This window comes from Vibrio chagasii (genome assembly GCF_024347355.1).
GTDB lineage: Bacteria > Pseudomonadota > Gammaproteobacteria > Enterobacterales > Vibrionaceae > Vibrio > Vibrio chagasii.
This window is the reverse complement of record NZ_AP025465.1, coordinates 1681835-1708639: the sequence shown is the minus strand read 5'-3', so window position 1 is coordinate 1708639 and position 26805 is coordinate 1681835. Positions and strand designations below refer to the sequence as shown.

The 26805-nt window shown below is 44.1% G+C and carries 23 protein-coding genes and 3 pseudogenes; 21 read left to right on the top strand and 5 right to left on the bottom strand.

All coding sequences use genetic code 11. From position 1 onward, the window contains the following. Window positions 1-129: 129 nt before the first annotated feature. Window positions 130-1500, top strand: a complete 1371-nt coding sequence (locus OCV52_RS08055) for an MATE family efflux transporter (protein ID WP_137406418.1) — start codon at window positions 130-132, stop codon at window positions 1498-1500. A 134-nt stretch (window positions 1501-1634) separates the two neighbouring features. Here OCV52_RS08055 and OCV52_RS08050 read toward each other — a convergent pair whose 3' ends face one another. Next, a complete protein-coding gene (locus OCV52_RS08050) occupies window positions 1635-2480 on the bottom strand; it encodes a DNA ligase (protein ID WP_137406417.1) in 846 nt (281 codons plus the stop codon). 330 nt (window positions 2481-2810) lie between these two features. Between OCV52_RS08050 and OCV52_RS08045 the strand changes: the two genes are divergently transcribed. The 20 genes and pseudogenes from OCV52_RS08045 to OCV52_RS07950 all read left to right on the top strand — a co-directional run. Further along, window positions 2811-3140, top strand: coding sequence for an STAS domain-containing protein (locus tag OCV52_RS08045; protein ID WP_137406416.1), 330 nt, complete (start codon window positions 2811-2813; stop codon window positions 3138-3140). Window positions 3141-3203: 63 nt separating this feature from the next. Next, window positions 3204-4037 carry an OmpA family protein gene (locus tag OCV52_RS08040; RefSeq protein WP_137406415.1) on the top strand — a complete coding sequence of 278 codons (834 nt, stop codon included), beginning with the start codon at window positions 3204-3206 and terminating at the stop codon, window positions 4035-4037. Continuing rightward, window positions 4034-6133 (top strand): SLBB domain-containing protein, encoded by a 2100-nt coding sequence (locus OCV52_RS08035; protein ID WP_137406414.1) that lies wholly within the window; start codon window positions 4034-4036, stop codon window positions 6131-6133. The genes OCV52_RS08040 and OCV52_RS08035 overlap by 4 nt, the downstream gene beginning before the upstream one ends. Beyond that, window positions 6133-6822, top strand: a complete 690-nt coding sequence (locus OCV52_RS08030) for a P-loop NTPase family protein (RefSeq protein WP_061034073.1) — start codon at window positions 6133-6135, stop codon at window positions 6820-6822. Before OCV52_RS08035 ends, OCV52_RS08030 begins: the two co-directional genes overlap by 1 nt. A 529-nt stretch (window positions 6823-7351) precedes the next feature. Next, window positions 7352-8344, top strand: a complete 993-nt coding sequence (locus OCV52_RS08025; protein ID WP_061034074.1) for an ABC transporter substrate-binding protein — start codon at window positions 7352-7354, stop codon at window positions 8342-8344. A 155-nt stretch (window positions 8345-8499) separates the two neighbouring features. Further along, window positions 8500-9399, top strand: coding sequence for an ABC transporter permease (locus OCV52_RS08020; protein WP_137406413.1), 900 nt, complete (start codon window positions 8500-8502; stop codon window positions 9397-9399). Beyond that, window positions 9392-10624: a quaternary amine ABC transporter ATP-binding protein gene (locus OCV52_RS08015; protein ID WP_137406412.1), complete on the top strand. Its 1233-nt coding sequence runs from the start codon at window positions 9392-9394 to the stop codon at window positions 10622-10624. The genes OCV52_RS08020 and OCV52_RS08015 overlap by 8 nt, the downstream gene beginning before the upstream one ends. Before the next feature lie 372 nt (window positions 10625-10996). After that, window positions 10997-11401 carry an Hpt domain-containing protein gene (locus OCV52_RS08010; protein ID WP_137406411.1) on the top strand — a complete coding sequence of 135 codons (405 nt, stop codon included), beginning with the start codon at window positions 10997-10999 and terminating at the stop codon, window positions 11399-11401. Window positions 11402-11606: 205 nt separating this feature from the next. After that, window positions 11607-13115: a sigma-54-dependent transcriptional regulator gene (locus OCV52_RS08005; protein ID WP_137406410.1), complete on the top strand. Its 1509-nt coding sequence runs from the start codon at window positions 11607-11609 to the stop codon at window positions 13113-13115. Next, window positions 13096-14226, top strand: coding sequence for a glycosyltransferase family 4 protein (locus tag OCV52_RS08000; protein WP_137406409.1), 1131 nt, complete (start codon window positions 13096-13098; stop codon window positions 14224-14226). The genes OCV52_RS08005 and OCV52_RS08000 overlap by 20 nt, the downstream gene beginning before the upstream one ends. 197 nt (window positions 14227-14423) lie before the next feature. Next, complete coding sequence (locus OCV52_RS07995) at window positions 14424-15797, top strand: O-antigen ligase family protein (RefSeq protein ID WP_137406408.1); 1374 nt, start codon at window positions 14424-14426, stop codon at window positions 15795-15797. A 93-nt stretch (window positions 15798-15890) separates the two neighbouring features. After that, on the top strand, window positions 15891-16676 hold the full coding sequence (locus OCV52_RS07990) for an acyltransferase (protein ID WP_137406407.1): 786 nt from the start codon (window positions 15891-15893) through the stop codon (window positions 16674-16676). After that, a complete protein-coding gene (locus OCV52_RS07985; RefSeq protein ID WP_137406406.1) occupies window positions 16669-17787 on the top strand; it encodes a glycosyltransferase in 1119 nt (372 codons plus the stop codon). Before OCV52_RS07990 ends, OCV52_RS07985 begins: the two co-directional genes overlap by 8 nt. Further along, complete coding sequence (locus OCV52_RS07980) at window positions 17784-19208, top strand: GumC family protein (protein ID WP_137406405.1); 1425 nt, start codon at window positions 17784-17786, stop codon at window positions 19206-19208. The genes OCV52_RS07985 and OCV52_RS07980 overlap by 4 nt, the downstream gene beginning before the upstream one ends. Before the next feature lie 278 nt (window positions 19209-19486). Next, window positions 19487-20587, top strand: coding sequence for a glycosyltransferase (locus OCV52_RS07975; RefSeq protein WP_137406404.1), 1101 nt, complete (start codon window positions 19487-19489; stop codon window positions 20585-20587). Beyond that, a complete protein-coding gene (locus OCV52_RS07970) occupies window positions 20584-21771 on the top strand; it encodes a glycosyltransferase family 2 protein (RefSeq protein WP_137406403.1) in 1188 nt (395 codons plus the stop codon). Before OCV52_RS07975 ends, OCV52_RS07970 begins: the two co-directional genes overlap by 4 nt. Before the next feature lie 9 nt (window positions 21772-21780). After that, window positions 21781-22440 (top strand): sugar transferase, encoded by a 660-nt coding sequence (locus tag OCV52_RS07965; protein WP_102426233.1) that lies wholly within the window; start codon window positions 21781-21783, stop codon window positions 22438-22440. Between the two features lie 177 nt (window positions 22441-22617). Next, window positions 22618-23476: pseudogene (locus tag OCV52_RS07960) on the top strand (LysR family transcriptional regulator). Window positions 23477-23575: 99 nt separating this feature from the next. After that, window positions 23576-23920, top strand: a pseudogene (locus OCV52_RS07955) (efflux RND transporter periplasmic adaptor subunit); the annotation flags it as partial. Then, a pseudogene (locus tag OCV52_RS07950) lies at window positions 23914-25108 on the top strand (TolC family protein); the annotation flags it as partial. The pseudogenes OCV52_RS07955 and OCV52_RS07950, both read left to right, overlap by 7 nt. 85 nt (window positions 25109-25193) lie before the next feature. Here OCV52_RS07950 and OCV52_RS07945 read toward each other — a convergent pair. From OCV52_RS07945 to OCV52_RS07930, 4 genes are all read right to left on the bottom strand, one after another. Continuing rightward, window positions 25194-25409, bottom strand: coding sequence for a DUF6434 domain-containing protein (locus OCV52_RS07945; RefSeq protein WP_137406402.1), 216 nt, complete (start codon window positions 25407-25409; stop codon window positions 25194-25196). A 57-nt stretch (window positions 25410-25466) separates the two neighbouring features. Further along, window positions 25467-25799, bottom strand: a complete 333-nt coding sequence (locus OCV52_RS07940; RefSeq protein WP_137406401.1) for a YnfA family protein — start codon at window positions 25797-25799, stop codon at window positions 25467-25469. 61 nt (window positions 25800-25860) lie between these two features. After that, a complete protein-coding gene (locus OCV52_RS07935; protein ID WP_137406400.1) occupies window positions 25861-26274 on the bottom strand; it encodes a hypothetical protein in 414 nt (137 codons plus the stop codon). Between the two features lie 44 nt (window positions 26275-26318). Beyond that, the gene (locus OCV52_RS07930; RefSeq protein ID WP_137406399.1) at window positions 26319-26741 is read right to left on the bottom strand and encodes a hypothetical protein; all 423 of its coding nucleotides are present in this window, start codon (window positions 26739-26741) and stop codon (window positions 26319-26321) included. Window positions 26742-26805: the final 64 nt, after the last annotated feature.

Here is a 26805-nt window from a genome sequence, read left to right as displayed (position 1 = left end):
AGCATTTTACTATGGCAGTTATTGTGACATTTCTTTATGATTCGTCCAATGGAAGCTTAACGATCAGTGTCTCTGATTCCTTCTGAATATTCATTCTGTCTCTTATTTCTGTCTCATCTGGAGTTATTTGTGCATCGTTACAAAGAAGAAGCCTCAAATCTAATCAAACTTGCGACGCCAGTATTGATCGCATCTATCGCGCAAACCGGCATGAGTTTCGTTGATACCGTTATGGCCGGTGGCGTCAGTGCTATCGATATGGCAGCGGTATCAATAGCGGCAAGTATTTGGCTTCCTTCAATTTTGTTTGGTGTCGGATTACTTATGGCGTTAGTGCCTGTGGTCGCACAACTAAATGGCTCTGGTCGCCAAGTAAAGATTCCTTTTGAGATTCAGCAAGGTGCATTCTTAGCGCTTGTACTTTCGCTTCCAACTATTGGCGTTCTCTTCCAAACTCAAGCCATTTTGCAATTGATGGATATTGAAACCTTAATGGCAGAAAAGACCATCGGCTATATGAATGCGGTGATGTTTGCAGTGCCTGCTTTCTTGTTGTTCCAAACCTTAAGAAGTTTCACTGATGGTATGTCTTTGACTAAGCCTGCAATGGTAATTGGTTTTATTGGCCTGTTATTAAACATTCCGCTTAACTGGATGTTTGTTTACGGTAAGCTTGGTGCTCCTGCCCTTGGCGGTGTTGGTTGTGGCGTAGCAACCGCTATCGTTTATTGGATAATGTTTGGCTTACTGTTTACTTATGTGCTGACTTCTAAGCGTTTGGCTAAAATCAACATTTTCGGTCAATTCCATAAACCTCAGTTAAAAGCTCAAGTTCGTTTATTCAAGCTCGGCTTCCCAGTCGCTGCAGCACTTTTCTTTGAGGTGACGCTGTTTGCGGTGGTTGCGCTGTTAGTTGCCCCACTCGGCTCATTGATCGTAGCGGCGCACCAAGTTGCGATTAACTTCTCTTCATTGGTATTCATGATCCCGATGAGCATTGGTGCTGCGGTTAGTATCCGTGTTGGTCATAAGCTAGGTGAGAACAACACTGAAGGCGCTAAAATTGCGACTCACGTCGGTATCATTGTTGGCTTGGTAACAGCATTTATCACAGCGGCACTCACCGTGTTGTTTAGAGAGCAAGTGTCACTTCTTTACACGGAAAACACAGCAGTAATTACCATTGCGATGCAGCTCCTGATTTTTGCTGCGGTATACCAATGTACAGATGCAATTCAAGTCATCGCTGCGGGTGCACTTCGTGGTTATAAAGATATGCGTTCAATCTTTAATCGTACTTTTATCGCTTACTGGCTGCTTGGTCTGCCGATTGGCTACATCTTAGGGATGACGGATTGGATTGTTAAACCAATGGGCGCACACGGCTTCTGGATTGGCTTCATTATTGGTTTGTCTTCAGCAGCAATTATGCTTGGTATGCGTTTGCACTGGATGCACAAACAAAGTGATGGAGTACAGTTGGAGTTCGGCTCTCGCTAACCGCTTCTTAAAGACAAGTTAATTAAACAAAAGAGCTCTGATAATCAGAGCTCTTTTTTATTCCATGTACACACTTTTTCCGTGTCCAAAATAGTTATCAGCAATGCTTGTTCATGATGCTTATCCACAAGTGTTTAATAATCACTTTTCTCTCTAACGAACCTTGCGAACTTCGGCTTACCATTTTGAGTGAAGCCATTGTAACGGAAGGTAATTCGACTGCCAATTTCAGGAGGAGACAATCGCATCTTATCGCTGAAGCCACTTCCAATGTAAAACTCCACACCATCTTCTGTGTGTACTAAAATTGAGCCCATCATCCCCTTATACTTACCAGTTCCTGTTTTATAGCCAATAACGGTCGCTTCTGCATCGTGATGTCGTTTTAGTTTTAACAAGTCATTACTTCTTCCCGCCTGATATCGGCTGGTAATCTTACGAAGCATCAACCCCTCGCCTTTAATTTCATCGACATTATCAAGTTGATGAAACAATGCCTCTTCGCTTGTAATAGGTGTGTGCTCCACATACCTAATGTGCGGTTCGTTTATCACTCTTACCCAGTGCAAGATGTTGTAGTAACGTTTCTGATAGTCGCCCGCCGCACCTGGCATATCAAACAGCATGAATTCGATCTCTTGCCACGCCGTATCACTTGGAATGTGGTCTAAGACTGTTGTTTGGACTAAGTGAAAATTGTCTCTTCCGGCCCACAGTTCTCCTTCAAGGTGAACATCCGGTAACTCTTTAACAAACCACTTAGGCGCATAAATTCGATTCCCATTCCGGGTATAAAGATGCTTTCCATCCCACAAAGCCCTGATGCCATCAAGCTTTTCGCTGGTCCAATATTCAGACACATCTATACCTTGCTTATAAGTATTTGCTAAAACCAATTGTGCTGGAGGCAGATACGAAGCATGAGAAGGAAACGTAGAAAACGCGCACAGTGTTGCTATAGCCAACCTGGTTAGCCTCATTTCAAAATTCCTTTTGTACCTGAGCGGTTAGAAGTATTGAGCACTTTGCTCAAATCTACTTTCTATCCTAGGTGTTCTAGCCATTCATCATTCAATCTTTGCTCTAAGATGCGATCAATACATCAACCTTATCCATAGTGACGTTTCATTCGCAAAATCAATTCGTTACACCTCCCAAAAATCCGACCATTTTTAGTTCTCATATTGAGAAATCACCTTTCTCAATATGAAACACTAAAAACCAAATACTATAAGTTATTGATATGTAGGGGCAAAAAAGTTGGCACATTCAGTGCTTTTGTAAACTCATGAACAAAAGGAGATAAGACTATGGAACTACGTAGGATTGACCTAAACACAACAACACTTACACTTTCAATTTTTGGTGATTTAGACGCGGCAGGCAGTCGCGATGCCCAAACCGACATTGATGACGTGATTTCTAATGACGGTCATCAAGAGATCGAAGTCGACTTCAGTCAGGTCGAATTTCTTGATTCATCAGGTGTGGGTGCGATTGTTTACATGTTCAAACGCCTAACTGAACGTGAACGTAATATGCGATTAGAAAACGTTTCAGGCCAACCGCTGGAAATCATGAACCTCCTACGAATTGGACACGCTATTCCTGTTAACTCAAAAAATCCTACAAATTCATGAAGATCCACTAAGCTAGAAGTAACAAAAAATAATAATAAAAAGCGAAAAACAAAGGACGTTGGCATGAATACAATCAAAAACTATATAGTCCTATCTCTGTCTGTGCTAGTTCTGGGTTGCACAAGTTACCCAGAACACGGCACTGGCGGACTGGCCGAGAGTTATGATTCGATGAAATATCAGAATTCTGACTTCTCTCCGGTTATGCCTGACGAACCGTTAGGTCCAGAGCATGGCTTACGTTTTGATTGGCAACTTGCTAAATTGCATTTGGATGCGCTGATTCAAGAAGGCGCGCGTTGGTGCTTCCCCGCAGCGGTTGTCCAAGCCATCGAGAAGCAAAATCGCATCGCTCGTGAGCTTCAAGGAGGCCTACTTCTAGATGCGGCTAACGATTTGGTTATCCAAAGAAAACGCCTAAACGAACTTGAGCTTCAACTTGACTATGTAACTTCACAAGCGCGTTGTGAACCTCCAAAGAACGAAAACCAATTCCGTATGCAGCTGTCGATAATTCAACAACTGTACGATCTACTTAACGTCGACAATCAATTCGCACACAACTCTATCGAAGTGAATCCCAAATACATGGGTAAGCTTGCAGAGGCGTCTTACATCTTAAAAGACAACAAGTCGCTAGAGCTAATAGTGACAGGCCATGCAGACGCGACAGGCTCAGAAGAATACAACGACAAATTAGCCCTAGGCCGAGCGCAACAAGTTGAGCGCTATCTCACTATCTTTGGTCTAAGTCCAAGCCGTATCAAAGCCGTCTCGGTAGGTGAAACCGTACCACTATTTGAAGGTGAATCCGAAGGTACACGCTTAACCAATCGCAGAGTGAGTATCGAAGTAATCTCCCCTGAAAACGCGGCTAAGATGGGGAGCTCACTATGAAATTACTGATTGCGTTACTTATCACGTTATCGATGTTCATTGCGACTTTGGTACATGCCAACGACGACTTTTCAGACGCAGTGCAAGTCGGTGATCTTATCCAAGTGAATGTGCCTGGAGAGAGCGAGTTAAACAAAGGCTATCAAGTGGATAAACGCGGTCGAATCACTCTACCTGAAGTGGGTACTGTGTTCGTCGCAGGCTACGATAAAGAACAGTTGAATAAAGTCGTTCTAGAGTCACTGGCGACGGCTTATAAAGATCTGTCGAATGCTTCTGTTTATGTGAAAGAACAGCAGATCATTATCTACGTTCAAGGTTACGTCGAGCAACCGGGTGAATACACCTTGGCTTTGGGCTCGAGCGTCCAAATGGCGCTGTACGCGGCTGGAGGCTTACGTTCTGGGGCTCAATTGGACAAGTTAATCTTAAAGCGTGGCGCAGAACGTAAAGAATTTAATTACAAGCGTTTCTTAGATTCTGGCGATGAGGACTACCTGCCTACACTGCAATCACTTGATTCTCTATTTGTCCCTGCTTCACCACTGGTTGGTAATATTGAACAAGAATTTGATCCTGCTAAGCTTGCCAACTCGGGTGACAGCGCGGATTCAAGAAGTTCAATTAAAGTCTTCGGTGAGGTCAACGCACCTGGTTCATTCACTTATAAAGAAAATACCGATCTCGTTGATGTCTTAATGCGCTCTGGCGGCGTAACTCGCTACGCCAGTGTCGAACAAATCCGCGTCATCTCAAACAATACTCCAACGCTATTCAACCTTAAGCGCTACCTTGATTCTGGCGACGAAAGTCTACTGCCAGTGCTACGCCCGGGCTCAACCATTTTTGTGCCAAAACAGGAAGAAGAGATTAAATCCGGTGCGAACATGGTTTATGTAATGGGCGAAGTGGCAGCACCTGGTGCCTTTGAAGGAAAAAAAGGCGCGACCTTCATGGATATCTTGGCTAACGCCGGTGGACCTACTCGCTTCGCTGAGTCTCGCCAAATCCGCGTTATCAAAGCCGATGGTCGAGTACTTCGATTCGATTTAGCCGCCTATACCGAAGGCTTACCGAACTCAAACCCACCAAACATTAAAGCTGGTGATGCGATTTTTGTTCCTGAGAAAACGGATATGAACGAAAAATCTTGGTTGAAGATCGCTCCAGACAGAGCCGTTAACGTGATTGGTGAAGTAAACCGACCTGGTCGAATTGAGTGGTCAGACGAAATGAACTTCATGGGCCTACTCGCGCATGTCGGAGGACCAACTCTACGCGCTGATACTACAAAAATTGAGATTGTGACTGGCAGAAAGCTCGTGGTATTCGATTTAGATGAGTTTATTAAAAACGGTGCACCACGAGACCAAATGCCCTATATCTCTGCTGGCTCAATCGTTCGTGTACACGATTTACCGCAAGACCCATCAGACAATAAATCACAATGGGTTCGCCAAAGCTCTGATGCGTCTATTTACATTTTTGGACAAGTCAACGCACCGGGCCGTTACCGTTTCACTAAAGACATGCATTTCCTAGATATCTTGTCTGCGGCCGACGGCCCTACTGGAGATGCAGACATACACAATATTCGTGTGACCCATCGTGATAAACCTTACGCCAAGGTCAGCAAGCTTAATCTGTCTTTGTATTTTGAAACAGGCGATGAATCGTTACTACCGAATGTCACTACTGGCGATACTATCTATATCCCTGAGAAGAACAAAAACTGGCTAGACAAGCCAAAAGAAGAAACCGTGCGTGTGCTAGGGGCAGTTAATAACCCCGGCCGTTATGTGTTTAACGATAACATGACGATTTTAGATATCTTAGCTGAAGCGGCTGGCCCTACTGACAATGCATACGTTGAGAAGATTACCATTGTAAATATGTCTTGTTGCCAAGGACAAGCTCGCACTTTCGACCTGGTTGAATTTAGTAAAACAGCCAACATTTATAACCTACCGGTTTTGCGCGCTGGAGACACCATTTACATTCCAGACCGTCGTGACAGTTTTATGGAAAAAGCCCGTGTAGGCCTAGAGGACATACTACGTATTACTACCACGATTGTACTAATAGGAGCGTTATAATGACTATTTCAGCAACGCATGCCGAAGTTGAGCAAATCTATTTGGCGTCTGAATTAAACGAACAACGCTCTATCTGTGTTACTGCTTGTCATTCAGGTGACGGCGTAACATCGGTCGCAACTGCCCTCGCCGAGCGTTTCTTGTTAGCGGGTCACTCTACACTGTATGTGGACCTTAACCTGTTCAACCCAGCTTTTAAGAACCTCAATATGCTTGAAGAGGAACAATCAGGTCAGCTTATTGAGCATGTTGAATCACAACGCACGTTTATCGGGGTACCCGCACCGCAAGTCGCATCGACGCAGTTAGCATACAAAGATCCATCGACATTAAAGCAGGCTGTTGCTCAATGGCTAGTTAAATACGACCGCGTAATCATCGATACTTCGCCGCTACTCAACATAAATAAAGGTAATATCCCAGCTCAATCAGTAGCTAGCGCCTGTGATTCAACGCTTCTTGTTGTCGCTTACGGAGATACATCGTCTCATCATCTCGAGCAAGCTAAGAAGCTTCTCGATGCTCAGACTATCTCCTTAACGGGCTGCATCATGAATATGAAGGATACGCCAAGCTTTGCACAAGAACTGGTTAGACAGATAAACCGAATGAAGTTTATCCCAGTTAAGCTACGTGAGCGTCTAGCTAATAAACTCTATCGGAACGAGTTTTTGAACCTGCCGATGTAGAATGTATCCTGCTAGCAGGTGAATTAATGCCAATTACTTCCTCAAATCGCACATTAATCGTATTTTCTAATTTTTGGCGAATTTAATATAGAAAATACGATTTTTGCGACCATTCAATGCATTTCATGCACATAATTAGTGGTCATCTCACCTGAAAACGCCTCAAAGATCAACACAAACCGGCTAACTTTGGTGGTAATGTGACACAGCCTGTTAAAGTGCCATGTAAATAGAGTAAAAGATGGAATTCGTACGAATAGTCCCTAAGATTATAAATAGAGGTGGTTTTTGAAGAATTTGTAATAGTTTGACAAAGTTATCCGATGGCGGTGAAACACCGTGGATAAATCAAGCAAATCACACTTATGCTTTGTTGCTGTATTGGTTTGCTGATTGATTCACACACTTCCCCCATCCCTCCTTCTGCTCAAATGGTTCAAAACATGGAAAGGATCACCATCGAGCAATTCAGTTAGTCAACAGACATTGACTAGCTCGGTTGTATTATTAAAGAGAAAGGAAACTCAATATGAAATACAAGTTAAGCTCCGTATTTTTGTTAGTTGCAGCAGCCAGTGGTCATGCTAACGCTGGAGAATGTGGCAGCGTAACAATCGCAGACATGAACTGGAACTCTGCAACTCTTATCGCCAACATCGACCAATTCATCCTTGAGCATGGTTACGATTGCGATGCCGAACTCATCCCTGGCGACACTATGCCAACCGGCACATCCATGATTGAAAAAGGCCAACCAGATGTTGCACCGGAACTATGGAGTAACAGCCTAAAAGACGCTCTTGATAAAGGTGTTGAAGAGAAACGTCTTCGCTACGCAGGTAAAGCTCTTGTAAATGGTGGTGAAGAGGGTTTTTGGGTTCCTGCTTACCTAGTTAAACAAAACCCAGAAATGGCAACAATCGAAGGTGTACGTAAGAACGCTGCGTTGTTCAAGCACCCTGAAGACCCAGATACATCCGCATTTTACAGCTGTCCAGCAGGCTGGAACTGTCAAATCAGTGCCGCTAACCTGTTTGACGCACTTAACCTAGAAGAGAGCGGTTTTACCATCGTAGACCCTGGCTCAAGTGCTGGTTTATCTGGATCTATCGCGAAAGCTTATGAACGTGAAGAAGCTTGGTTCGGTTACTACTGGGCACCAACTGCAGTTCTTGGCAAATATGACATGGTAAAAGTCGACTTTGGAAGTGGTGTTGATAAAGAAGAATTTATCAGCTGTACGACCCAAGAAGGCTGTGAATCTCCTAAAGCAACCATGTACCCGCCTTCTCCTGTCCACACCATTACCACTGAAAGTTTTGCATCGCGCGCACCGGAAGCGTACGACTACTTTACTAAGCGTGGTTTCACCAACGAAAAAATGAATGCTTTACTAGCTTGGATGGAAGACAACCAAGCGGATGGTGAAGAAGCGAGCATACATTTCTTGAGTGAATTCCCAGAAGTATGGCACCCATGGGTTTCTGAAGAAGTCGCAAAAAAGGTTGAAGCTGAGCTTTAATAACAATGCTTAGAGAGTAGTTATATTTGTCTATGGCTACGCTTCAATACAATGGAAATAACGTCGCTATACTTGATGTTATTCGTAATTCGGAGCCTTGTTCACATCGCATTTTAGTGTGTTGAACAAGTGGCTCCGAACTATAAGGATATAAAATGGCTGACAGCAATTGGTTATCGAGCTTCCCGGAAATGGAACGCTCTGATTTGCGAGCAATTAAAAAGACGCTAGACGGCGCATATCGTGAGTTTTCCCGTGAATACGGAGAAATGATCGAATCATTATTTGACCCTCTTCTTTCCTTCCTAGTTTGGTTTGAAAAACTTCTCATCTCTACCCCTTGGCTGATCGTTCTTGGCGTTTGCACGGGCTTAGTTTATGCCGCCAGTCGCTCTTGGAAATTGGCTCTAGGTTGTGTGCTATCTCTACTTCTCATCGGCTACTTTGGTATGTGGGAAGACACAATGCGGACACTCAGCATCATCACTGTGTGTACCTTAGTTTCTATCTTCCTAGGTATTCCTATTGGTATCGCCATGGCGCGTTCTAATCGCGCACAATCGATCGTAACACCACTGCTGGATATTATGCAGACAATGCCTGCGTTTGTTTACTTAATCCCAGTGGTTATGCTGCTTGGTATTGGTAAAATTCCAGGTCTTATCGCAGTGGTTATTTACGCAATCCCCCCTGTGATTCGATTAACTAACTTAGGTATTCGTTTAGTCGATAAAGAAGTGTTAGAAGCTGCGACTGCTTTTGGTGCGAGCAAGAAACAGCGTTTATGGGGCGTTCAGTTACCACTGGCAATGCCAACCATCATGGCAGGTATAAACCAAACCATCATGATGGCCCTATCAATGGTGGTTATTGCGTCTATGATTGGTGTTAAAGGCTTAGGACAACCGGTCCTTAAATCGATTACCAACCAATATTTCACTCTAGGCTTGATGAACGGCTTCGCCATTGTTGCACTCGCGATTCTGTTTGACCGAGCATCACAGGCTTATGCGCGTAGAACCAATGCCCACCTAGGAGGGTTCAGACATGACTAAACCATTAATCGAAATTAGTGGCCTGTTCAAAGTGTTTGGGTCTAAACCTCTGTCCGTAATGGACCGCGTTAAGAATGGCGAGCATAAAGATGCGATTCTCGCCGACACCGGTCATACCGTTGGCCTTAAAGAAATTAACCTTCAGATAAATCGCGGTGAGATCTTTGTGATTATGGGGCTTTCAGGCTCAGGTAAATCAACACTCATCCGTCACTTCAACCGCTTAATTGACCCGACTCAAGGTAAAATCACGGTAGAAGGCATCGACGTAATGAGCTTGAATACCAAAGAACTGGAAGAGTTTCGTCGTCACAAAATGTCGATGGTATTTCAACGCTTTGGGTTGATGCCACACCGAACTGTGGTTGAGAACGTCGCCTATGGTTTGGAAGTCCAAGGTATCAAGAAAGATGAGCGCCTATCAAAAGCAAATGAGTGGTTGGAAACCGTAGGTTTGAAAGGGTATGGTAATCAGTACCCTGCCCAACTTTCCGGTGGTCAACAACAACGTGTCGGCTTATCACGCGCCCTGTGTACTAACGCTGAAATTTTGTTAATGGATGAAGCCTTTTCTGCACTCGACCCTCTCATTCGAAGCGAAATGCAAGATCAGTTAATTGAACTTCAAGAGAAACTCCATAAAACCATTGTCTTCATCACCCATGATCTAGACGAAGCCCTCCGCCTAGGTGACCGCATCGCTATCCTTAAAGATGGCGAGTTAGTACAGCAAGGCACGCCTCATGAAATCCTACTTAACCCTGCCGATGATTACGTTGAGGCATTCGTAAAAGACGTGAATCGCGCTCGTGCTTTGACTGTAGAAACAGTTATGCAGCCTCCTTTGTATCGAATCACCTCAGAGACCATCGAAGGTGCATTGGCTCAAATGAAGATGCTCAAGCACGATTACGCTTATCACGTTACTGACGATGGCTATCAAGGTTTGGTCACAAAAGAGAGCTTACAAGACGCAGTTGAAGATTCTTCGGTTCACGATTTCAGTGATGAGATCTACGAAGAAGTTCCTGCGGTATTACCTGATGCAGTGATTGAAGAAGTTCTGCCAGACACCATGTCTTGCGACTATTCTCTTCCGGTCGTGGACGAAGATGGGAACCTCAAAGGTGAACTAGAGAGAAGCGCTGTTGCCGACATCTTCTCAGAAACAAGCGAGGAAGAAGTAGAACCTATCCCAAAGCCAAAAATTGACAAAGCGTCTTAGTCCAAGTCCAACTTGGACAAAGGCGTAACCAATTACTTTATTAACACTTAGGCCACCACTATTCAGCAACAGGGTGGCCTTTTTATTTAGTTTGCTAGATTTTGAGGAAACGAGGTTTTTTAGCACTAGAGTCCAAGCCCTTCTCCCATTACACACCTAAGTTAATGTTTTGTAAGTGAAAATACGTATAATCAATCCGTTAGGTTTATCACAAAGATAGCCACAAGCATGGCTTAATGTCGATTTATTCTGCTGTTTATAAGGCAACCAGTTGAAATTATTCCAGAAAATGACTAAAACTTAAGAGTGCAAACGAGTATTAGACTTCTCGATGATGTAAGGATTTACAGCTCAATAAAAGGACTTAGTTTGATGAACTCGACTTTAACGTCAGACACACCTTCAGGTGAAAATAAGCAACAAAATGAAGAGCTTGTGGATGAAAGCGTACTTGAACAGATGGTTCGAGATACCAGTCCGGAGATTATTTCAATTTTAATCGACCACTATGTGACAGAGTCACAGGCTCGTTTACTCACCATTAAAGAAGCAGTTAGCAACAACGACGCTCAAACGCTCGAGTTTGAAGTCCATACCCTTGGTAGTACCGCACTTTCGCTAGGTAACCGGCCTTTAGGTAAGTTAGCAAGAGCATTAGAACAGCAGTGTTTAGAAGCGCATCATGAACAAGCCTTTCTGCAGGTTGGCGAGTTAATCGAACTTGCAGAGCGTTCAATCAACGCGTTATTAGAAAGAAAAGAAGCCGGTTTTAGTTAACGCTCTTTCACTAGATATAAATTAGTTAAATAGCTCAACATAGTCATTACCGATTTACGTTTCATGGTCATCTGTTCGCGTAAACAGACTAAACTCAAATAAGACAGCGCGCCCAGTAAGTAACAAAGACAGTCGACTCGTATCTACGCTCAAACATCACTATGTTATTGATTGGTTAGGATAAAGTTTCAAAAGGAATTACACAATGCGCCCTAAGGTATTGTTAGTTGAAGACTCCACCTCCCTCGCCGTACTTTACAAGCAGTACGTAAAAGACGAGCCATACGACATATTTCATGTCGAAACTGGAGCTGAAGCAAAAACATTTATAGAGAGACACGTCCCACAACTGGTCATCCTCGATCTAAAACTGCCTGATATGCCAGGTGAAGAGGTATTAGATTGGATCAGTGATAACGACATCCCAACCGCTGCAATCATCGCGACAGCCCATGGTTCAGTGAACATTGCCGTTGACCTAATTCAGCGCGGTGCGGAAGACTTCTTAGAAAAGCCAATTCAAGCCGACCGCCTAAAAACATCGGTTAACCTACATCTGCGCAGAGCCAAACTCGAAAATCTAGTCGACAATATTCAAAGCAAATTCGATCGTGACCGTTTCCATAACTTCATCGGTTCTTGTTTACCGATGCAAGCCGTTTATAAAATCATCGACTCAGTTGCTCCGACAACCGCAAGTGTGTTCATCAATGGCGAGAGCGGGACAGGTAAAGAAGTATGCGCAGAGGCTATTCACCAAGAGAGTCAGCGTGGTGATAAACCATTCGTTGCCATCAACTGTGGTGCTATTCCCCGCGATTTAATGGAAAGCGAAATCTTCGGTCATGTCAAAGGCGCATTTACCGGTGCAACAACCGATCGTAAAGGTGCTGCAATGCAAGCACACGGTGGCACACTGTTTCTGGATGAACTTTGTGAAATGGAATCGGAAATGCAGAAAAAGCTCCTTCGATTCCTACAAACCGGGACTTTTACCCCGTTAGGTGGCAACCGAGAAATCAAAGTAGATGTCAGAATCATCTGTGCGACTAACCGTGACCCTCTCGTCGAAGTAGAAGAAGGTCGATTCCGTGAAGACCTTTACTATCGTGTACATGTGGTGCCTATTGAGATGCCACCGCTGAGAGAAAGAGGAAGTGACATTGTCACTCTAGCTAACCACTTTTTGAAACTTTACGCCAAACAAGACAAGAAGAAATTCAAGTCTATCGATAAAGAGACACAAGGTTTACTTAAGCGCTATCCATGGCCGGGCAATGTTCGTCAGCTACAAAACATCATTCGCAACATCGTAGTGTTAAACAATGAAACCAGTGTAACCAAAGAGATGTTACCTGCTCCGATCAATAAAGCAGACGCTACAACCTCAAAAAGCGTTACGCCAATACGTAGCGCTGTTGTCGAAGCTGTGTCGCCAGTTGTTCAAGAAGGTAAGCTGCCTCCAGTCACACCAGAAGAGCTTGAGCGTTCATCTGTCTCTCAAGACACAAATGATCCAATGACACCGGCATTTACCACTAGTGACGGTGCGATACGTCCAATGTGGCAGATAGAACGCGAAGCCATTCAACATGCGATCAATCATTGTGATGGAAATGTGTTAAACGCTGCCGTTTTATTGGAGTTGAGTCCTTCCACTGTTTACCGTAAGAAACAGGCTTGGGAGTCTGAAGATGAGTGTAACCAAGCCTAATTTGGATACTCAAGCTCAACCAATTCAGGTTCAGGGGCATTTAGTTCCTGAACCTGAAGAGATTTGGCTGCTCATCGATAGCCAAACCTTTGGTGGAATTGAAACGCATGTCATTGAGCTCGCCCTTGGTTTACTTAAACATAACCGCAAAGCTAGAGTCGTCCTGCTCACCAAGTTTGCTCCTCTTCCACCAGTGATAACACGCTTAAAAGAATTAGACCTGCTTTACAGTCACCTTAACGACTTAGCGCCAAGTAAAACCAATTCAGTTTCGCAACTTAAACTGGCAATCACGCAATATAAACCCACGCATGTCCATGCTCATGGCTACAAAGCAAGCATTGTGAGTAAACTGGTGAAGCTAGTGACCCCAAGCCATTGTAAGCCTCGTCAAATATCGACGTATCACGCAGGCGAAACACCTAAAGGCAAAGTTTGGCTCTACGATTTTTTAGATAGATATACTGGATTCCTGTCTAATCACTGTTTTGTTGTCAGCAACAAGATACAAAATAAGATTCCGTGGCAAACCACCCTGCTTAATAATTTTATTGCGATCCCTGATAGCACAGCGACTTCTGAACATTTAGATGACGCAGGCAACAGTGACAAAATTTATCACGTAGGTTTTGTTGGCCGTTTAAGCCACGAAAAAGCGCCAGACCGTTTTGTTGCTCTTGCACGGTTTGCGGCTAATCATAAGTTTCACCTATTTGGAGATGGTCCTGAAAGGCAAACGCTAGAAAAGAGTAAACCAAATAACTTAACGTTCCATGGACACCAAACCAGTATGGACAATGCATGGAAAACCATTGATGTTTTAGTCATACCATCTCGTTACGAAGGTCTACCTATGGCGGCATTAGAAGCCATGGCTCGTGGCATACCGGTTATAGCGACCAACGTTGGTAATCTATCGCAGCTGATTCAGCATGAAGACAATGGTTACATCGCTACAAATGAAAGCGAACTCACTGCATGTTTAACGAGTTGGTTTGACCTCCCTTCTCAAGACAAGCAGACTATGGGAATGAAAGCCAAAGCGACCATCCGCAAGCATTACTCTCCACAAGCTGTTATTCCCCAGATCCTAGCCTGCTACAGTGCATAACATTGCCACACCATAGATTCAATCCAAATAACAATGGCAAGCGCGTTTCCAATTTGATTCTCATTTTGACCCGCCTCAACTCAACGTTTTAGAAAAATCTAAATTGAACACAAATACAATAACTTAGTATCAGTTGATATGTGGCATTCACCTTGCTATGTCTTTAGTTGAATAATAAAAAACGCTAGGGATTTACAATGAGAGACCAAGTTAACCGAACACCGCTAATTTTAGGGCTCTCATTCCTAAGCCTTGTTATTGGTGCTGCTTGGTATCTCGTTCCTCACCCGGTCGTTGTCATAGTACTTGCTTTTATACCTTTGGGTGCTCTATTCGTTGTTAACAGAGCGTTTTACTTTGTTCTACTGTTCGTTGTCTTCTCATTCTTTAGAATTCACGAAGCACTTCCCGTCCTCTATCCGATGAAAATCCCTTTGTTGCTTTCTATAGGCGCACTGTCTGCTCTACTCTGGCATGCGTTCGTCAGTAAAGAGCTGAAAATCTTCTGGCATCACTCTTTCAATTGGCTCGCCATATTTTGGGTTCTTACCATCATTGGTATCGTATTCGCATCGAATAGGCCGATCGCATTAGCTGAGTTTAAAGGGATTTATTGGAAAATTATCGTTATGACACTCGCGATCATGTGGCTAGTGAATACCACCGAGGATCTTGCGAAAACGGCGATGATGATCATATACGCGGGGGCTCTGGTCAGTACCATCGCGGTTTACAACTCAATCAACGGTATTGGTTTAGTTGAAGGCACACGCGTAACCATAGGTCGTGATTTGGGGTCAATGCTCGGAGACCCTAACGATTTGGCGCTGGTATTAATGTTCCCTCTCGCATTTACTATCAGTCAAGCCAGCACTTCCGGAATCCCATTGTTTAAACGAATTATAAGTGGCCTCGTTTGCGTGTTACTGCTCGCTGCTATCATCGCAACGCAGAGCCGTGGGGGACTATTAGGGTGTATTGCCGTGATTGGTATATTTGCTTGGAAGTGGGTTCACTCTAAACTCTTGTTAATGCCTGGCGGAGCAATTGCCGCAGTCGTCCTTTACTTAGTTGCCGGAATATCAGACAGAGCTTCAGGTGGTGCCGCCGAAGAAGGGATTGATGAATCCGCCATGGGGCGAATCTACGCGTGGGAAGCGGCGTTCAAAATGGCGTTAGACAACCCATTAACCGGCGTAGGACTAAATAACTTCTATTCTAACTACTTTTTTTATAGCGCTTATTGGGATGGATTAAATCATGCTGTGCACAGCACCTGGTTTGGCGTTTTAGCTGAAACTGGATTTATTGGGTTGATCATTTTCGTAGGGCTTATCGTATCTCTGATCAAAACCTCTCGTGCCACTTTGGCGCGACTTAAAACTGCGGGTTCCAATGTCCCACCAGAACTCAATGCTGTCGCCTACGCGGTCTACGCAGGCCTGATAGGTACCATTGTGTCCGGCACTTTTCTAACTCAGGGCTTCAACTGGCCGATTTACATCCTTGCAGCACTCACAGTTTGCGTTTCAAACGTATCTCAAACTGCTTGTCAAAATGAGAAAATCTAAAAGCCAAACCTTAACTCATTGAAAATATGGGCTTTAGTATATGGCACATAATATGAAAGTACTTCTATATAACAACAGAGAAGGAATTTCATTATGACGTCAGCAAGCATCCATCAATTTAAACACTGGCTTAAGTTTCACCCTAATTCTCGAATTAGAAATGTTTTTTTCATTTTGAAAAACATCAGAAGCGCCGAGCTCCCTACACCTCAGATCTTCAATCGTTGCCTGTATCAAACACACAAATTGATTGTAAATGTCATCGGGGGATTTACTCGTTTTTGCTACTGGACCCCAGCGTTCAAAGGCAGAGTCGCACAGTGTGGTAAGCGCCTATATTTGTATGGAGGCCTACCTTTCGTAAGTGGACCACTGCAAATTTCAATTGGGAATGACTGTCGTATATCGGGTCACACCACATTTTCAGGGTGTACGCAGCCGCTCGACGGTTTGGAACATCCGTTACTGTCAATTGGTAATAATGTTGATGTGGGTTGGCAATCAACTATCGCGGTAGGCAAACTAGTGATTATTTCCGACAATGTCCGAATTGCTGGCGGTGCCTTTCTTTTTGGTTATTCTGGCCACCCACTTGATGCGACACGTCGTGCAAACGGTGAAGGTGATGACCCACAACAGATTGGCGACATCATACTAGAGCGAGATGTTTGGCTAGGGACCAATGTAACTGTCAAAGGCGGCGTGACAATTGGTGAAGGTGCCGTGATTGCTGCCGGTAGCGTTGTAACCAAAAATATCGCCCCATTCTCTATTGCCGCAGGTAATCCCGCACGAGTGGTTGGGGAAATAAAATCCGTAGAAGTGACAGAGTCGGATGTTTTTGATGCATTTGAGACTCACGGAGGTGACCATGCGTGATTTAATCGTATTCGGTGAAGACTTCGGCGGACTTCCATCGTCAACCCAGCACTTAGTTCGCCAACTAGCTAAAACACATAAAGTACTTTGGATTAACTCTATTGGCCTCAGACAGCCGCGCTTAAGCGTGAAAGATGTAACACGTGCATTCAATAAGTTGTTTGGTAAGACCAACGCAATCACCCAGAACATGTCGGACTCTGCGGGCCTCAGCAACATTAAAGTCGTCAACTTGAGAACCATCCCTGCTCCTGCATCATACACTTCACGCAAGCTCGCTCAAATGATGATGTTGAAACAGTTAAAACCAATAATTGAAGAGCTTAACTTACAAGCCCCAATCCTGTGGACATCACTTCCTACTGCAGTTGATCTGTGTGGGCATCTGGGGGAGTCTGCTGTGGTTTATTACTGCGGCGATGATTTCAGTGCGCTCGCAGGCGTTGATCACCAAACTGTCGCTGAGCACGAATCTAAACTTATCGATAAAGCGGATCTGATTTTCGCAGCGAGTAAAGAGTTAGTGAAAAAGTTTCCTAAATGTAAAACGCAGCTTCTTCCACACGGCGTTGATGTTGAGCTATTTTCTACACCAGTAGCCAGAGCTGAAGACCTGCCAAGTAGTCATCGTCCGATTGCAGGGTTTTATGGCAGCCTGTCGAAGTGGCTAAACTATGACATGATCGGACATGTTGTTCACGCAATGCCTGAATGGGATTTTGTATTCATTGGGCCTAACGAGCTTGATACGCTAATGTTACCAAAGTTACACAATGTCCATTACCTTGGCCCAAGACCACATCACACCTTACCAAGTTACTCACAACATTGGGATATTAGTTTGCTGCCCTTTGTAGACAATGAGCAAATACAAGCGTGTAGCCCCCTTAAGCTGATGGAATACTTAGCTGCAGGCACACCCATAGTAACAACACCATTCCCTGCCATGGCGTCTTATCAGAAGTACGTTACAGCAATCAATAATGCCCAGGAAATGATCCAAGCACTTAACAACGCTCGCCAACTCACTCACTCACCGATCTCTATCGTAGAAAAAGACAGCTGGAAAAACCGTGGCAACTTCGTACATTGGATGCTGGAGCTATTATGAACAATCTCAAGCTGCGTTTATTAAGCATATTGAACGGGATGTGGCGTCAGCGCTACGTGATTGTAATCCCTATTCTTATCTTGCCATTTGTGGGGTTTGGTGTGAGTAAACTTGCGCCAACAAAATACGATTCGCACACCAGTATGCTGATACAAGAAACCGCGAAAATGAATCCATTTCTTGAGGACATCGCCGTTTCTACCATGCTTAAAGACAGAATGAGCGCACTTAGAACCCTGTTACACAGCCGTCACGTTCTTTATTCGGTGGCAGAAGAACTTCAGCTAACAACACCTAATATGTCGGAAGCTCAAAAACAAGAGATCATTACTGATTTGTCGGAACGTTTATCTGTTACTCAAATGGGTAAAGATTTCTTAAAGATAAGTCTTACCTCTAACACGCCGATCGGTATGGAAGAGACACTTAGTTCCGTCAGCGAGCATTTTATTGAGCAAATATTGGCTCCAGAACGTTCGTCGATCCAAGACTCGAGTAGTTTCCTTAGAATTCACATCGACGAACGAAGCGCTGAACTGGCAAAGGCGGAAGAAGAGTTAGCGAGATATATTAATGAAAATGTACACTCAACTCCTGAGGTTCAAAGCCAAAGCTTGAATCGATTGGCTTCATTAAAGCAAACCCTAGCCGAGAAACAAGCCGAGTTATCAGGTGTTGAAAAAAGCCTAGGGTCGATTGACCAACAACTATCAAAAACCAATCCTGTTATCGGCCGATTAGAAGATCAGATTATTGACACACAAAGTTCGTTAACCTTACTAAAAGCAAAGTACACCAATAAACACAGTGCTGTACAGGCGAAGGTCCTGGAATTGGAACGTCTTGAGAACGAAAGAAAAACACTGCTCGCACAGAAGCAACCCGGAATGAACAGCGACCAATTGTGGGATATTGCGAGTAGCACTTCACGAGACAAACTCTCCGACACGCAACCTCTTTTAGTGACTCAACTTCATAACCTTCAACTTGTTCGGGGGCGCTATGAGTCATTAAAAGAAGAGACAAAAAGCCTTAAAACCATGATTTTTGAATTGGAACACAAGGCAAACAACTTCGGTGACAACGCAAAAGAAATGTACCGTTTGCAGCGTGATGTAGAAGTTAAGCGACAACTATTCGATGAACTTAATGAACGTTATGAGATGGCTCAGTTAACTGGCTCGCTAGGTGTGTTCGAAGAAAATAAACGTGTGAAGATTATCGACTTACCTTACACCCCGAGTATTAAATCGAATATGCCGACCTTCATATTCATCCTAGCAGGTCTGATCGCAGGCATTGGCTTGGGTGCGGGGTTAGCGATACTGTTCGAATTGTTTGACTCATCGATCAAACGAAAAAGTGATATTGAAGCGATCATGGGCGTTTCGGTTTTAACGGTAATCCCGAAAATGAACTAAGGGCTCACTATTAACGAAACGAGCACCAACCTGATGTTGGTGCTCTTTTTTTAGCGATAAACACCATTGTTGTTCCATTGGAGATTTGAGCCGATTCCTCTCGCTGTCGATTGTCTTTTGATTCCTATTTTGAGAATGTAAAATCAACAGACACCATATCAAATTAAGCCATTGATTAAACTTAATTAATTTTCTGGCACGGCACGTGCAACTTTGCAGTCATAACAACAAATATGTTTAGCAAAAAGACTTAAAACGTCAGTGCAAGGAGCCGCATTATGGAAAAGCCAAATACAAACCAACGTAAGAAAGTCATACATGTGGTTCAGCACCTAGCGCCAGGAGGTTTAGAAACACTCACTCTCGACTTGTTACGTCTTGCAAAGCCACTCGACCAAGTACTAATCGTTAGCTTAGAAGGAACCAAAGATGAAGCGATAAAAAATTGGCCGAAACTACAACCGTATCAAAACCAGATCGTGTTTTTAGATAAAGCACCGGGCGTTCAAATCGGCGTCATCGTCAAACTCATTAAGGCTTTTAAAGTCATACGCCCGGACGTCGTCCATACGCATCACATTGGTCCATTGCTCTACGCTGGATATGCCGCGAGAATTTCGGGGGTCCCAACCCGAATCCATACAGAGCACGACGCATGGCATTTAAAAAACAACAAGCGCCGAAGACTTCAAGCCCTTGCTTTAAAAGCCGCTCAACCGACATTAGTTGCTGACGCGACCCGTGTCTATGACCAACTTCGTCATACTTTTTCATACAACAATATCATCACTATAAAAAACGGTGTCGATTGCGATAAATTCAAGCCAACGCCCAAAGCAATTGCTCGACAAAAGCTCGAATTACCTAACGATAAACACATTGTTGGCTGTGCTGGACGCTTAGAACATGTGAAGGGACAAGATCAACTTATCAAAGCGCTCTCCTTTCTTCCCGCTAATTTCATTGTTGCGTTTGCAGGCGACGGCTCAAAGCGAACCCAATTAGAAGCGTTAACGACAAAACTTGGTTTACAAGATCGCATAATATTTCTGGGGTTAGTTGAAGACATGACCACATTTTATGGCTCGCTCGATACTTTCTGTCTTCCTTCACGACACGAAGGTCTACCCCTGTCTACGTTAGAAGCGCAAGCTTGCAATATTCCTACGGTAGCCATGGATGTTGGTGCAGTGGATGAAACGCTATGTCCAATTAGTGGCACATTGGTAAAAAAAGGAAACATTATTGAGTTAGCCAACGCTCTGCTAGAGGGCCAGCAGCAACGCGTCCTATCACCGCGCCAATATGTTCTCGACAACTTCGATATAGTGAAAATGGTCGCGTCTTACGACAATATTTCTCAAGGAGCTTGCGCATGATTGATTGGGTATTAGCCGGTTTGTGTTTGTTTTCCGGAATGTTGATTGTCTATCACCATGCAGCGTATCCGATCCTTTTACGCTGGTATGCGAAAGGCCATCCAGCACGTCAAGTAGAAGAAAGCCATCGCTGCTACAAAGATGAAAAACAAGATTGTACGTTACCAAGCATCACCATTCTTGTACCGGCATTTAACGAAGAGCAATGGATAGCAGATAAAGTCCGTAACCTAGCTTCTCTCGACTATCCGAAAAAGAAGCTACGAGTGATTATCGCGTGTGATGGCTGCACTGATAATACTGTCGACATTGCTCAGATGACGATTCAAGAAGCAATGTGCAGTGACATCCATTTCGAGATACATGAACACACTCAGAACCGAGGTAAAGTCTCAGTAGTAAACGAAGAAGTGACAAACATAACCAGCGACATCACAGCACTTAGTGACGTGTCAGCCCTGATATCATTGGATGCACTTTTAATTGCCGCTGCTCACTTCGAAAGTGACAAGGTTGGTGTCGTTAACGCTACTTATCTGTTATGCCCGACAGGAAACGAAGGTGAAAACACCTATTGGCAATATCAAACGGCAGTGAAACAGTGTGAAGCATCTTTGGGGGCCAGCTTAGGTTCTCATGGCGCCTTCTACTTATTTAGAACATCACTTTTCGAACCACTGCCACTCAATACCATTAATGATGATTTCATTTTACCGATGCAAATCGTCAAGCAAGGCTATATCGCCGAATATGAAACTCAAATGGTTGCACTGGAGCTTGAAGAGTCAAACCTCAAAACCGATTTCAAACGTCGCTTACGTATCTCGGCAGGTAACATGCAGCAAGCTATCCGATTATTCGGCTTGTTCAGTCCTAAGTTCAAAGGCATCGCTTTCGCTTTCTTTTCAGGTAAAGGGCTACGCCTACTGACCCCCTATTTGATGATCATGTGCTTAGTGTGCTCAGCTCTCCTAAATCACTATTTAGTGTTTGAAGCACTGCTGTGGGCACAGATTGCGATATACATCATTGGCTTACTTGGCTGCATATTACCGAAACGCCTAGTCACCAAACCTGTTTCATTAATCTCTTATTTAGTGGTTGGTCATTATGCCAACTTCATCGGTGGCTTACGCTACCTACTTGGATTAGAAAACTCACCTTGGACTCGTGCAAATCGTTAAGGATTGACCATGATTAATATCGACCAACAATCAAATCAAAACCTATACCAACACAAAGTCTCTCGTGCGAAGCGTACCTTCGATTTTGTAGTCTCATTGGTTGCACTTATTATTTTGTCACCAGTGTTCCCTATCATTGCTCTAGCCATTGTTCTCACTTCTCGTGGTCCAGTGCTTTATCGGCAGCTTCGCGTCGGTAAATCAACACCAGAGAAAATGGAAATCTTTGAGATCATGAAATTCAGAAGCATGTACGAAGATGCGGAGTCTCGCTCTGGTGCGGTTTGGGCTACACAAAACGACCCCAGAATTACGCCGGTCGGTCGCTTCTTAAGAAAAACTCGACTTGATGAAATCCCTCAGTTATTCAATGTGCTAAAGGGTGAAATGTCTCTAATTGGTCCACGCCCAGAACGCCCAACTTTCTACACGAAGTTAGAAAACGAGATTCCTTACTTTGCTGACCGTACTTATGGCGTTATGCCTGGTATCACAGGGCTAGCACAAGTTAATCAAGGCTATGACACTTGTATTGAAGACGTGCGCCGTAAAGTTGGATTCGACCACAGTTACGCATTAAGCCTATGCTCTGTAAAATCTTGGATTGCGACTGACCTACGCATTATCACAAAAACGATCGTTGTGATGGTTGATGGCCGAGGTCGCTAAAAATCGACTTTGCAGTCATTTATCAGATTCGGTCACGGGTAATTCTGCACTTTTTGATTTATGTCCTATCAAAACCAATGAGTCATTAACTACTCATTGTTTTTTTTCGATTTTAGATACCATTTAATATACGATGCCGCGTGAACATTCCCACTTTGTATTCAATGCCGCTTTGCTATGAAAATTGAAGGTCTTAAATTATTTACTATCGTCGTTGAGCTTGGAAGCTTTACCGCTGCAGCGAACGCACGTCAGTCGTCGAATCAATGATTTAGAGAAATCACTCAATATACAGTTGTTTTTCCGTACAACGCGCAGCCTATCGGTTACCAAGTCTGGCGAGTTGTATTACAACGAGCTGTTGAAAGCATTGGGTGCTTTGGAAAAAGCCAATCACGTGGCATCAAACTTACTAGAAGTGCCTCATGGTCGAGTCAAAATCGGTTTGCTTCCAGAGACCGGTGATATCGTCCAAGCCACCCTATTCAAGTTCCAAGATCTCTACCCAGAAATTGAACTCGATATTCGCAGCATCAGTAACGGTTTTATCGACATGTATCGCCAAGGGTTAGACCTTGCAATGCATGGCGGTCGTTTAAGTGACTCAAATGTAGTTGCACGTAAAGTAATGGATCTACAGCGTATATTCGTTTCTAGCCCAGAATACATCGCTAAAACCGGCAGGCCAGCCACCCTTGAGGAGTTAGCGAAATTTCCGTTCGTCTGTTTTCGTTGGCCAAGTGGTGACATCGATAAAGAGTGGGAAATATCAAATCAAGTCATCAAAGTAGAGCCGTCTATCGTTAGTGACAGTATCGGCTTTGTGAAAGGAGCGTCGGTGCGGCACCGAGGCATTGCGTTATTGCCACAACTCATTGTGAGGCAAGAGCTTAAAGAAGGGTCACTGATTAACCTTTTTCCTGATCACACCATGCAACAAGAAGAAGCTTGGCTTCTTTATCCACAACGAAAAGCGTTGAGCCATACGAGTCAATTATTGATTGATTTCTTGTTACAAGAACTACCAAAACTATAGCTATTGTCTCGATTTTTATGACAGTGTTATAACGTTAGCACTGATTATCTCTAGTCTTCATCTCGATAGAATTGCTCCATCAATATTTAGGAGCAATTCATGATGTCCATCTATCGCTACTCTCTACTCGCAGCCACTCTTCTCCCTCTTTTCGGTTGCAACCATTCTGTTTCTACGGAGCCAACTGCAGATTCATCTAAAGTAACGGAAGAGCGTCCAATTCAAGTTATCCAACTTGAATCTGCATCTCAACAGTCGAGTAAAACCTTCACAGGGAAGCTTCAATCAGTAGAAACCGCAGGCGTGGCATTCCGTGTTCTCGGCACCATACAAGAATTGCTCGTTAAAACGGGCGATCGAGTGCAAAAAGGTCAGCCTATCGCTCAACTCGACCCACACGATTACCAAGTTGCATTAGAGGAGCTGCAAGCTCGCGCTTTAGAGTACCGACCGTGAATGTCGGTGGTGGTTACTACAACTATCAACTGAGTGAGAATGACTCCCTACTCGGCCCAGTATTTGGCGCGTCAGATGCGGTTGAATCAGCAACCGGTATGTCATTGCTGGAGGCACAACACGATGGCGGTTTTCTTGGCGCGAGCATCGCGTGGGAAATGGACCTGTTTGGACGCATCGACAGACAAGCAAACGCAGCTTCGATTCGTGTCGAACAAGCCGAAATCTTCCAATCGGGGTTAAATACCTTAATCACCGCAGACGTGATCCACAACTACCTTCAATACCGTGGCGCTCAAGAACGCAAAGCAATCGCCATGGAGAACATACAAGACCAACAACGAACGCTTGAACTCGTCACCAAAGTGGTTCGAAGCGGTTATGGCTCTGGGTTAGATCTGACACAGGCCAAAGCGATGCTCGCTGCAACGGAATCTATTGTTCCTCAGCTAGAAATTGCAGAACAAGTTCACAAGCAGCGTATGGTGGTATTACTAGGTGAGTCACTTTCGAACATTAATCAGCGTTTAGCGGGTGACTATACTCTGCCAAGAATGAAGGACGTTATCCCGACAGGCATCCCTTCAGATTTATTGGAACAGCGCCCAGACATTCGCATCGCAGAACGTGAAATGGCCGCTATCAACGAGGAACTTGGTGCGAGTATTGCCAATCGTTATCCAAAGTTCTTCTTAACGGGTACACCTGGCGTTACCGCTGGAAGTTTTGACGACTTGTTCAGTAGCGACTCATTCGGTTGGGCTGCGTCAGCGGGTATTAGTTGGAATGTGTTTGATGGTGGCCGCGGTGAAGCCATGGTCGAGATGAATGAAGCAAGATTCCGCTCAGCAGCACTTAATTACCAACATTCGGTAGACAGCGCATTCGCTGAAGTAGATTCAAGCTTGTTCGCGTACGGTCGCAGCCAAGAGAATCAAAAGCGTATTGATGAAGCCACCCTCGCCGTCGATAACGCCGTCAATAAGGCAAAATCCTTGTACAAAGCTGGCCTTGTTGATTACTTGTCTGTGTTAGATGCACAAAGACAACCAAAGATGATGCAAGGCCGCCAAGCTACAAACCGCGAACAGCACTATCGCTGTATATAAAGCACTCGGTGGTGATTGGAAAGTCTCTAACAATACAGAAAATGTCGAGTTAGCTGCTGTAAATTAAAAGACCGACACACAATTCACCAAAGCAATAAACAAAAAATACCGCTGAATCAATCAGCGGTATTTTTCTATTCATACAAACGTGACTACTTAGCTTGGTTGCGCTTCGCCCACTCTTGTACGGCATCACCCATCGTTAATCCCGTTGAGCTTTTCATCCAAAACATGAAATCACGATCAAACTTAAACTGTTCACCAAGTTGGGATTTAAAATATCGACGGACATTCTGAGTCGTTTTATAGCTATCTGTGATTAACGTGTTCTCATCTATAAGATTTTTGTGCCAATCAACCTTTGTCATGTACTCTCATTCCTTCTTGAAAATAATCAATTCAAATTGCGCCGGAACAGCGTCTAATTACACGTTTCTTGGTGCGAACATAATAATCGCCATACCAAGCAGCGCCACCGAACCACCAACTAGATCCCACGTTGTTGGCTTCTCACCATCGATAAGCCACAGCCATACCAGTGCGACTGAGATGTACACACCACCGTAAGCCGCATAAACTCGCCCTGTTGCTGTAGGGTGTAGCGTGAGTAACCAAGCAAATGCGGCAAGGCTGATGGCCGCCGGAATAAGTAACCAAACACTCTTGTCTTCCCTTAGCCAAAGGTAAGGTAAATAACACCCTACTATTTCCGCTATCGCCGTAAGTACAAAAAGACCTACCGTTTTAAATTCAATCACAATTTACCTGTACCCGTTAAAACCAACCCAGATCATTCACACAGTTAGTCACTTCATTCGACTAACTGCTTTTACTCAACGCAACCTTCAAACCTTGTGCGTCTTTACAACCAATATAAATGTTTTTTCCAACGCTTAAGCTTAGCTTTATTGCTGAGCCTGTTGATGCGTTATACAGCCATCCATCACTCAACATTCGGATACCAATACCTTGATACCACTTAGTTTGATAAAACGATGTCTCGACGATATCAGATACCTTCACAGCCTTACGCCAAAAACCAAAACCGAAATACCAAGTCAGTGTGTCGCCTTTTAGCTCAATCGTCATGGAGAAAAAGAGAATCGCAATTAAAGCGTTTGTCGACAGGGCAAACAAGGCTCCGAAGCCGTTGTCAGATGCAAATACAATAAACACGCTAAGCACAATGAGGATCAAGAGCAACCCTTTGTTGAGCTCCTTGCTATAAAACATACTTCAAACTCCTTTTGTTAGAGGTGTTGGTAAGCTACGTAATCTTATCTGAAGACCAGCCTTCTAACCATTCGAGTCACGAAATGTGCGCAGACTCCAACAGCGACGCCAATGATCATTGCCTTGATACTACCCAGCCAAAGTATCAAACCAGAGTACCCTTGTGCTGGCCCTAAATCGTCGTTTCTGGTCACATCGGTGAACATGAACCCATTCCACCAAACATGTAACAATACCGTAGATAGATGCATACAAATGGCAATGGTTCCAAGTAACGCATGCCTGTCAGCAGCGCCATCTTGGCAAAATGAGAAAACGAGCAAAAAGGTAAAAATTAAAGGCGCAGACAACACCAAAGAGACAGTGAACGCTTCTAACCCACTCTCGCTTCCATAACTATAAGTGCTAAACACCATGGCCATTGATAGCAAAAGCGGCGCAAGTGCAGTCCATGTTAATCTGTTCATTTCAGTTCCCTGTCTTAGTAATTAGCTTGAAGAAAAAGTCGATAATCGACAGGGAACGTTAATT

Bases quoted from the DNA above. Each gene is read 5' to 3' on its own strand.
- OCV52_RS08050 (WP_137406417.1), bottom strand. From the start codon at position 2,480: ATGAGGCTAACCAGGTTGGCTATAGCAACACTGTGCGCGTTTTCTACG.
- OCV52_RS08045 (WP_137406416.1), top strand. From the start codon at position 2,811: ATGGAACTACGTAGGATTGACCTAAACACAACAACACTTACACTTTCA.
- OCV52_RS08040 (WP_137406415.1), top strand. From the start codon at position 3,204: ATGAATACAATCAAAAACTATATAGTCCTATCTCTGTCTGTGCTAGTT.
- OCV52_RS08035 (WP_137406414.1), top strand. From the start codon at position 4,034: ATGAAATTACTGATTGCGTTACTTATCACGTTATCGATGTTCATTGCG.
- OCV52_RS08030 (WP_061034073.1), top strand. From the start codon at position 6,133: ATGACTATTTCAGCAACGCATGCCGAAGTTGAGCAAATCTATTTGGCG.
- OCV52_RS08025 (WP_061034074.1), top strand. From the start codon at position 7,352: ATGAAATACAAGTTAAGCTCCGTATTTTTGTTAGTTGCAGCAGCCAGT.
- OCV52_RS08020 (WP_137406413.1), top strand. From the start codon at position 8,500: ATGGCTGACAGCAATTGGTTATCGAGCTTCCCGGAAATGGAACGCTCT.
- OCV52_RS08015 (WP_137406412.1), top strand. From the start codon at position 9,392: ATGACTAAACCATTAATCGAAATTAGTGGCCTGTTCAAAGTGTTTGGG.
- OCV52_RS08010 (WP_137406411.1), top strand. From the start codon at position 10,997: ATGAACTCGACTTTAACGTCAGACACACCTTCAGGTGAAAATAAGCAA.
- OCV52_RS08005 (WP_137406410.1), top strand. From the start codon at position 11,607: ATGCGCCCTAAGGTATTGTTAGTTGAAGACTCCACCTCCCTCGCCGTA.
- OCV52_RS08000 (WP_137406409.1), top strand. From the start codon at position 13,096: ATGAGTGTAACCAAGCCTAATTTGGATACTCAAGCTCAACCAATTCAG.
- OCV52_RS07995 (WP_137406408.1), top strand. From the start codon at position 14,424: ATGAGAGACCAAGTTAACCGAACACCGCTAATTTTAGGGCTCTCATTC.
- OCV52_RS07990 (WP_137406407.1), top strand. From the start codon at position 15,891: ATGACGTCAGCAAGCATCCATCAATTTAAACACTGGCTTAAGTTTCAC.
- OCV52_RS07985 (WP_137406406.1), top strand. From the start codon at position 16,669: ATGCGTGATTTAATCGTATTCGGTGAAGACTTCGGCGGACTTCCATCG.
- OCV52_RS07980 (WP_137406405.1), top strand. From the start codon at position 17,784: ATGAACAATCTCAAGCTGCGTTTATTAAGCATATTGAACGGGATGTGG.
- OCV52_RS07975 (WP_137406404.1), top strand. From the start codon at position 19,487: ATGGAAAAGCCAAATACAAACCAACGTAAGAAAGTCATACATGTGGTT.
- OCV52_RS07970 (WP_137406403.1), top strand. From the start codon at position 20,584: ATGATTGATTGGGTATTAGCCGGTTTGTGTTTGTTTTCCGGAATGTTG.
- OCV52_RS07965 (WP_102426233.1), top strand. From the start codon at position 21,781: ATGATTAATATCGACCAACAATCAAATCAAAACCTATACCAACACAAA.
- OCV52_RS07945 (WP_137406402.1), bottom strand. From the start codon at position 25,409: ATGACAAAGGTTGATTGGCACAAAAATCTTATAGATGAGAACACGTTA.
- OCV52_RS07935 (WP_137406400.1), bottom strand. From the start codon at position 26,274: ATGTTTTATAGCAAGGAGCTCAACAAAGGGTTGCTCTTGATCCTCATT.
- OCV52_RS07930 (WP_137406399.1), bottom strand. From the start codon at position 26,741: ATGAACAGATTAACATGGACTGCACTTGCGCCGCTTTTGCTATCAATG.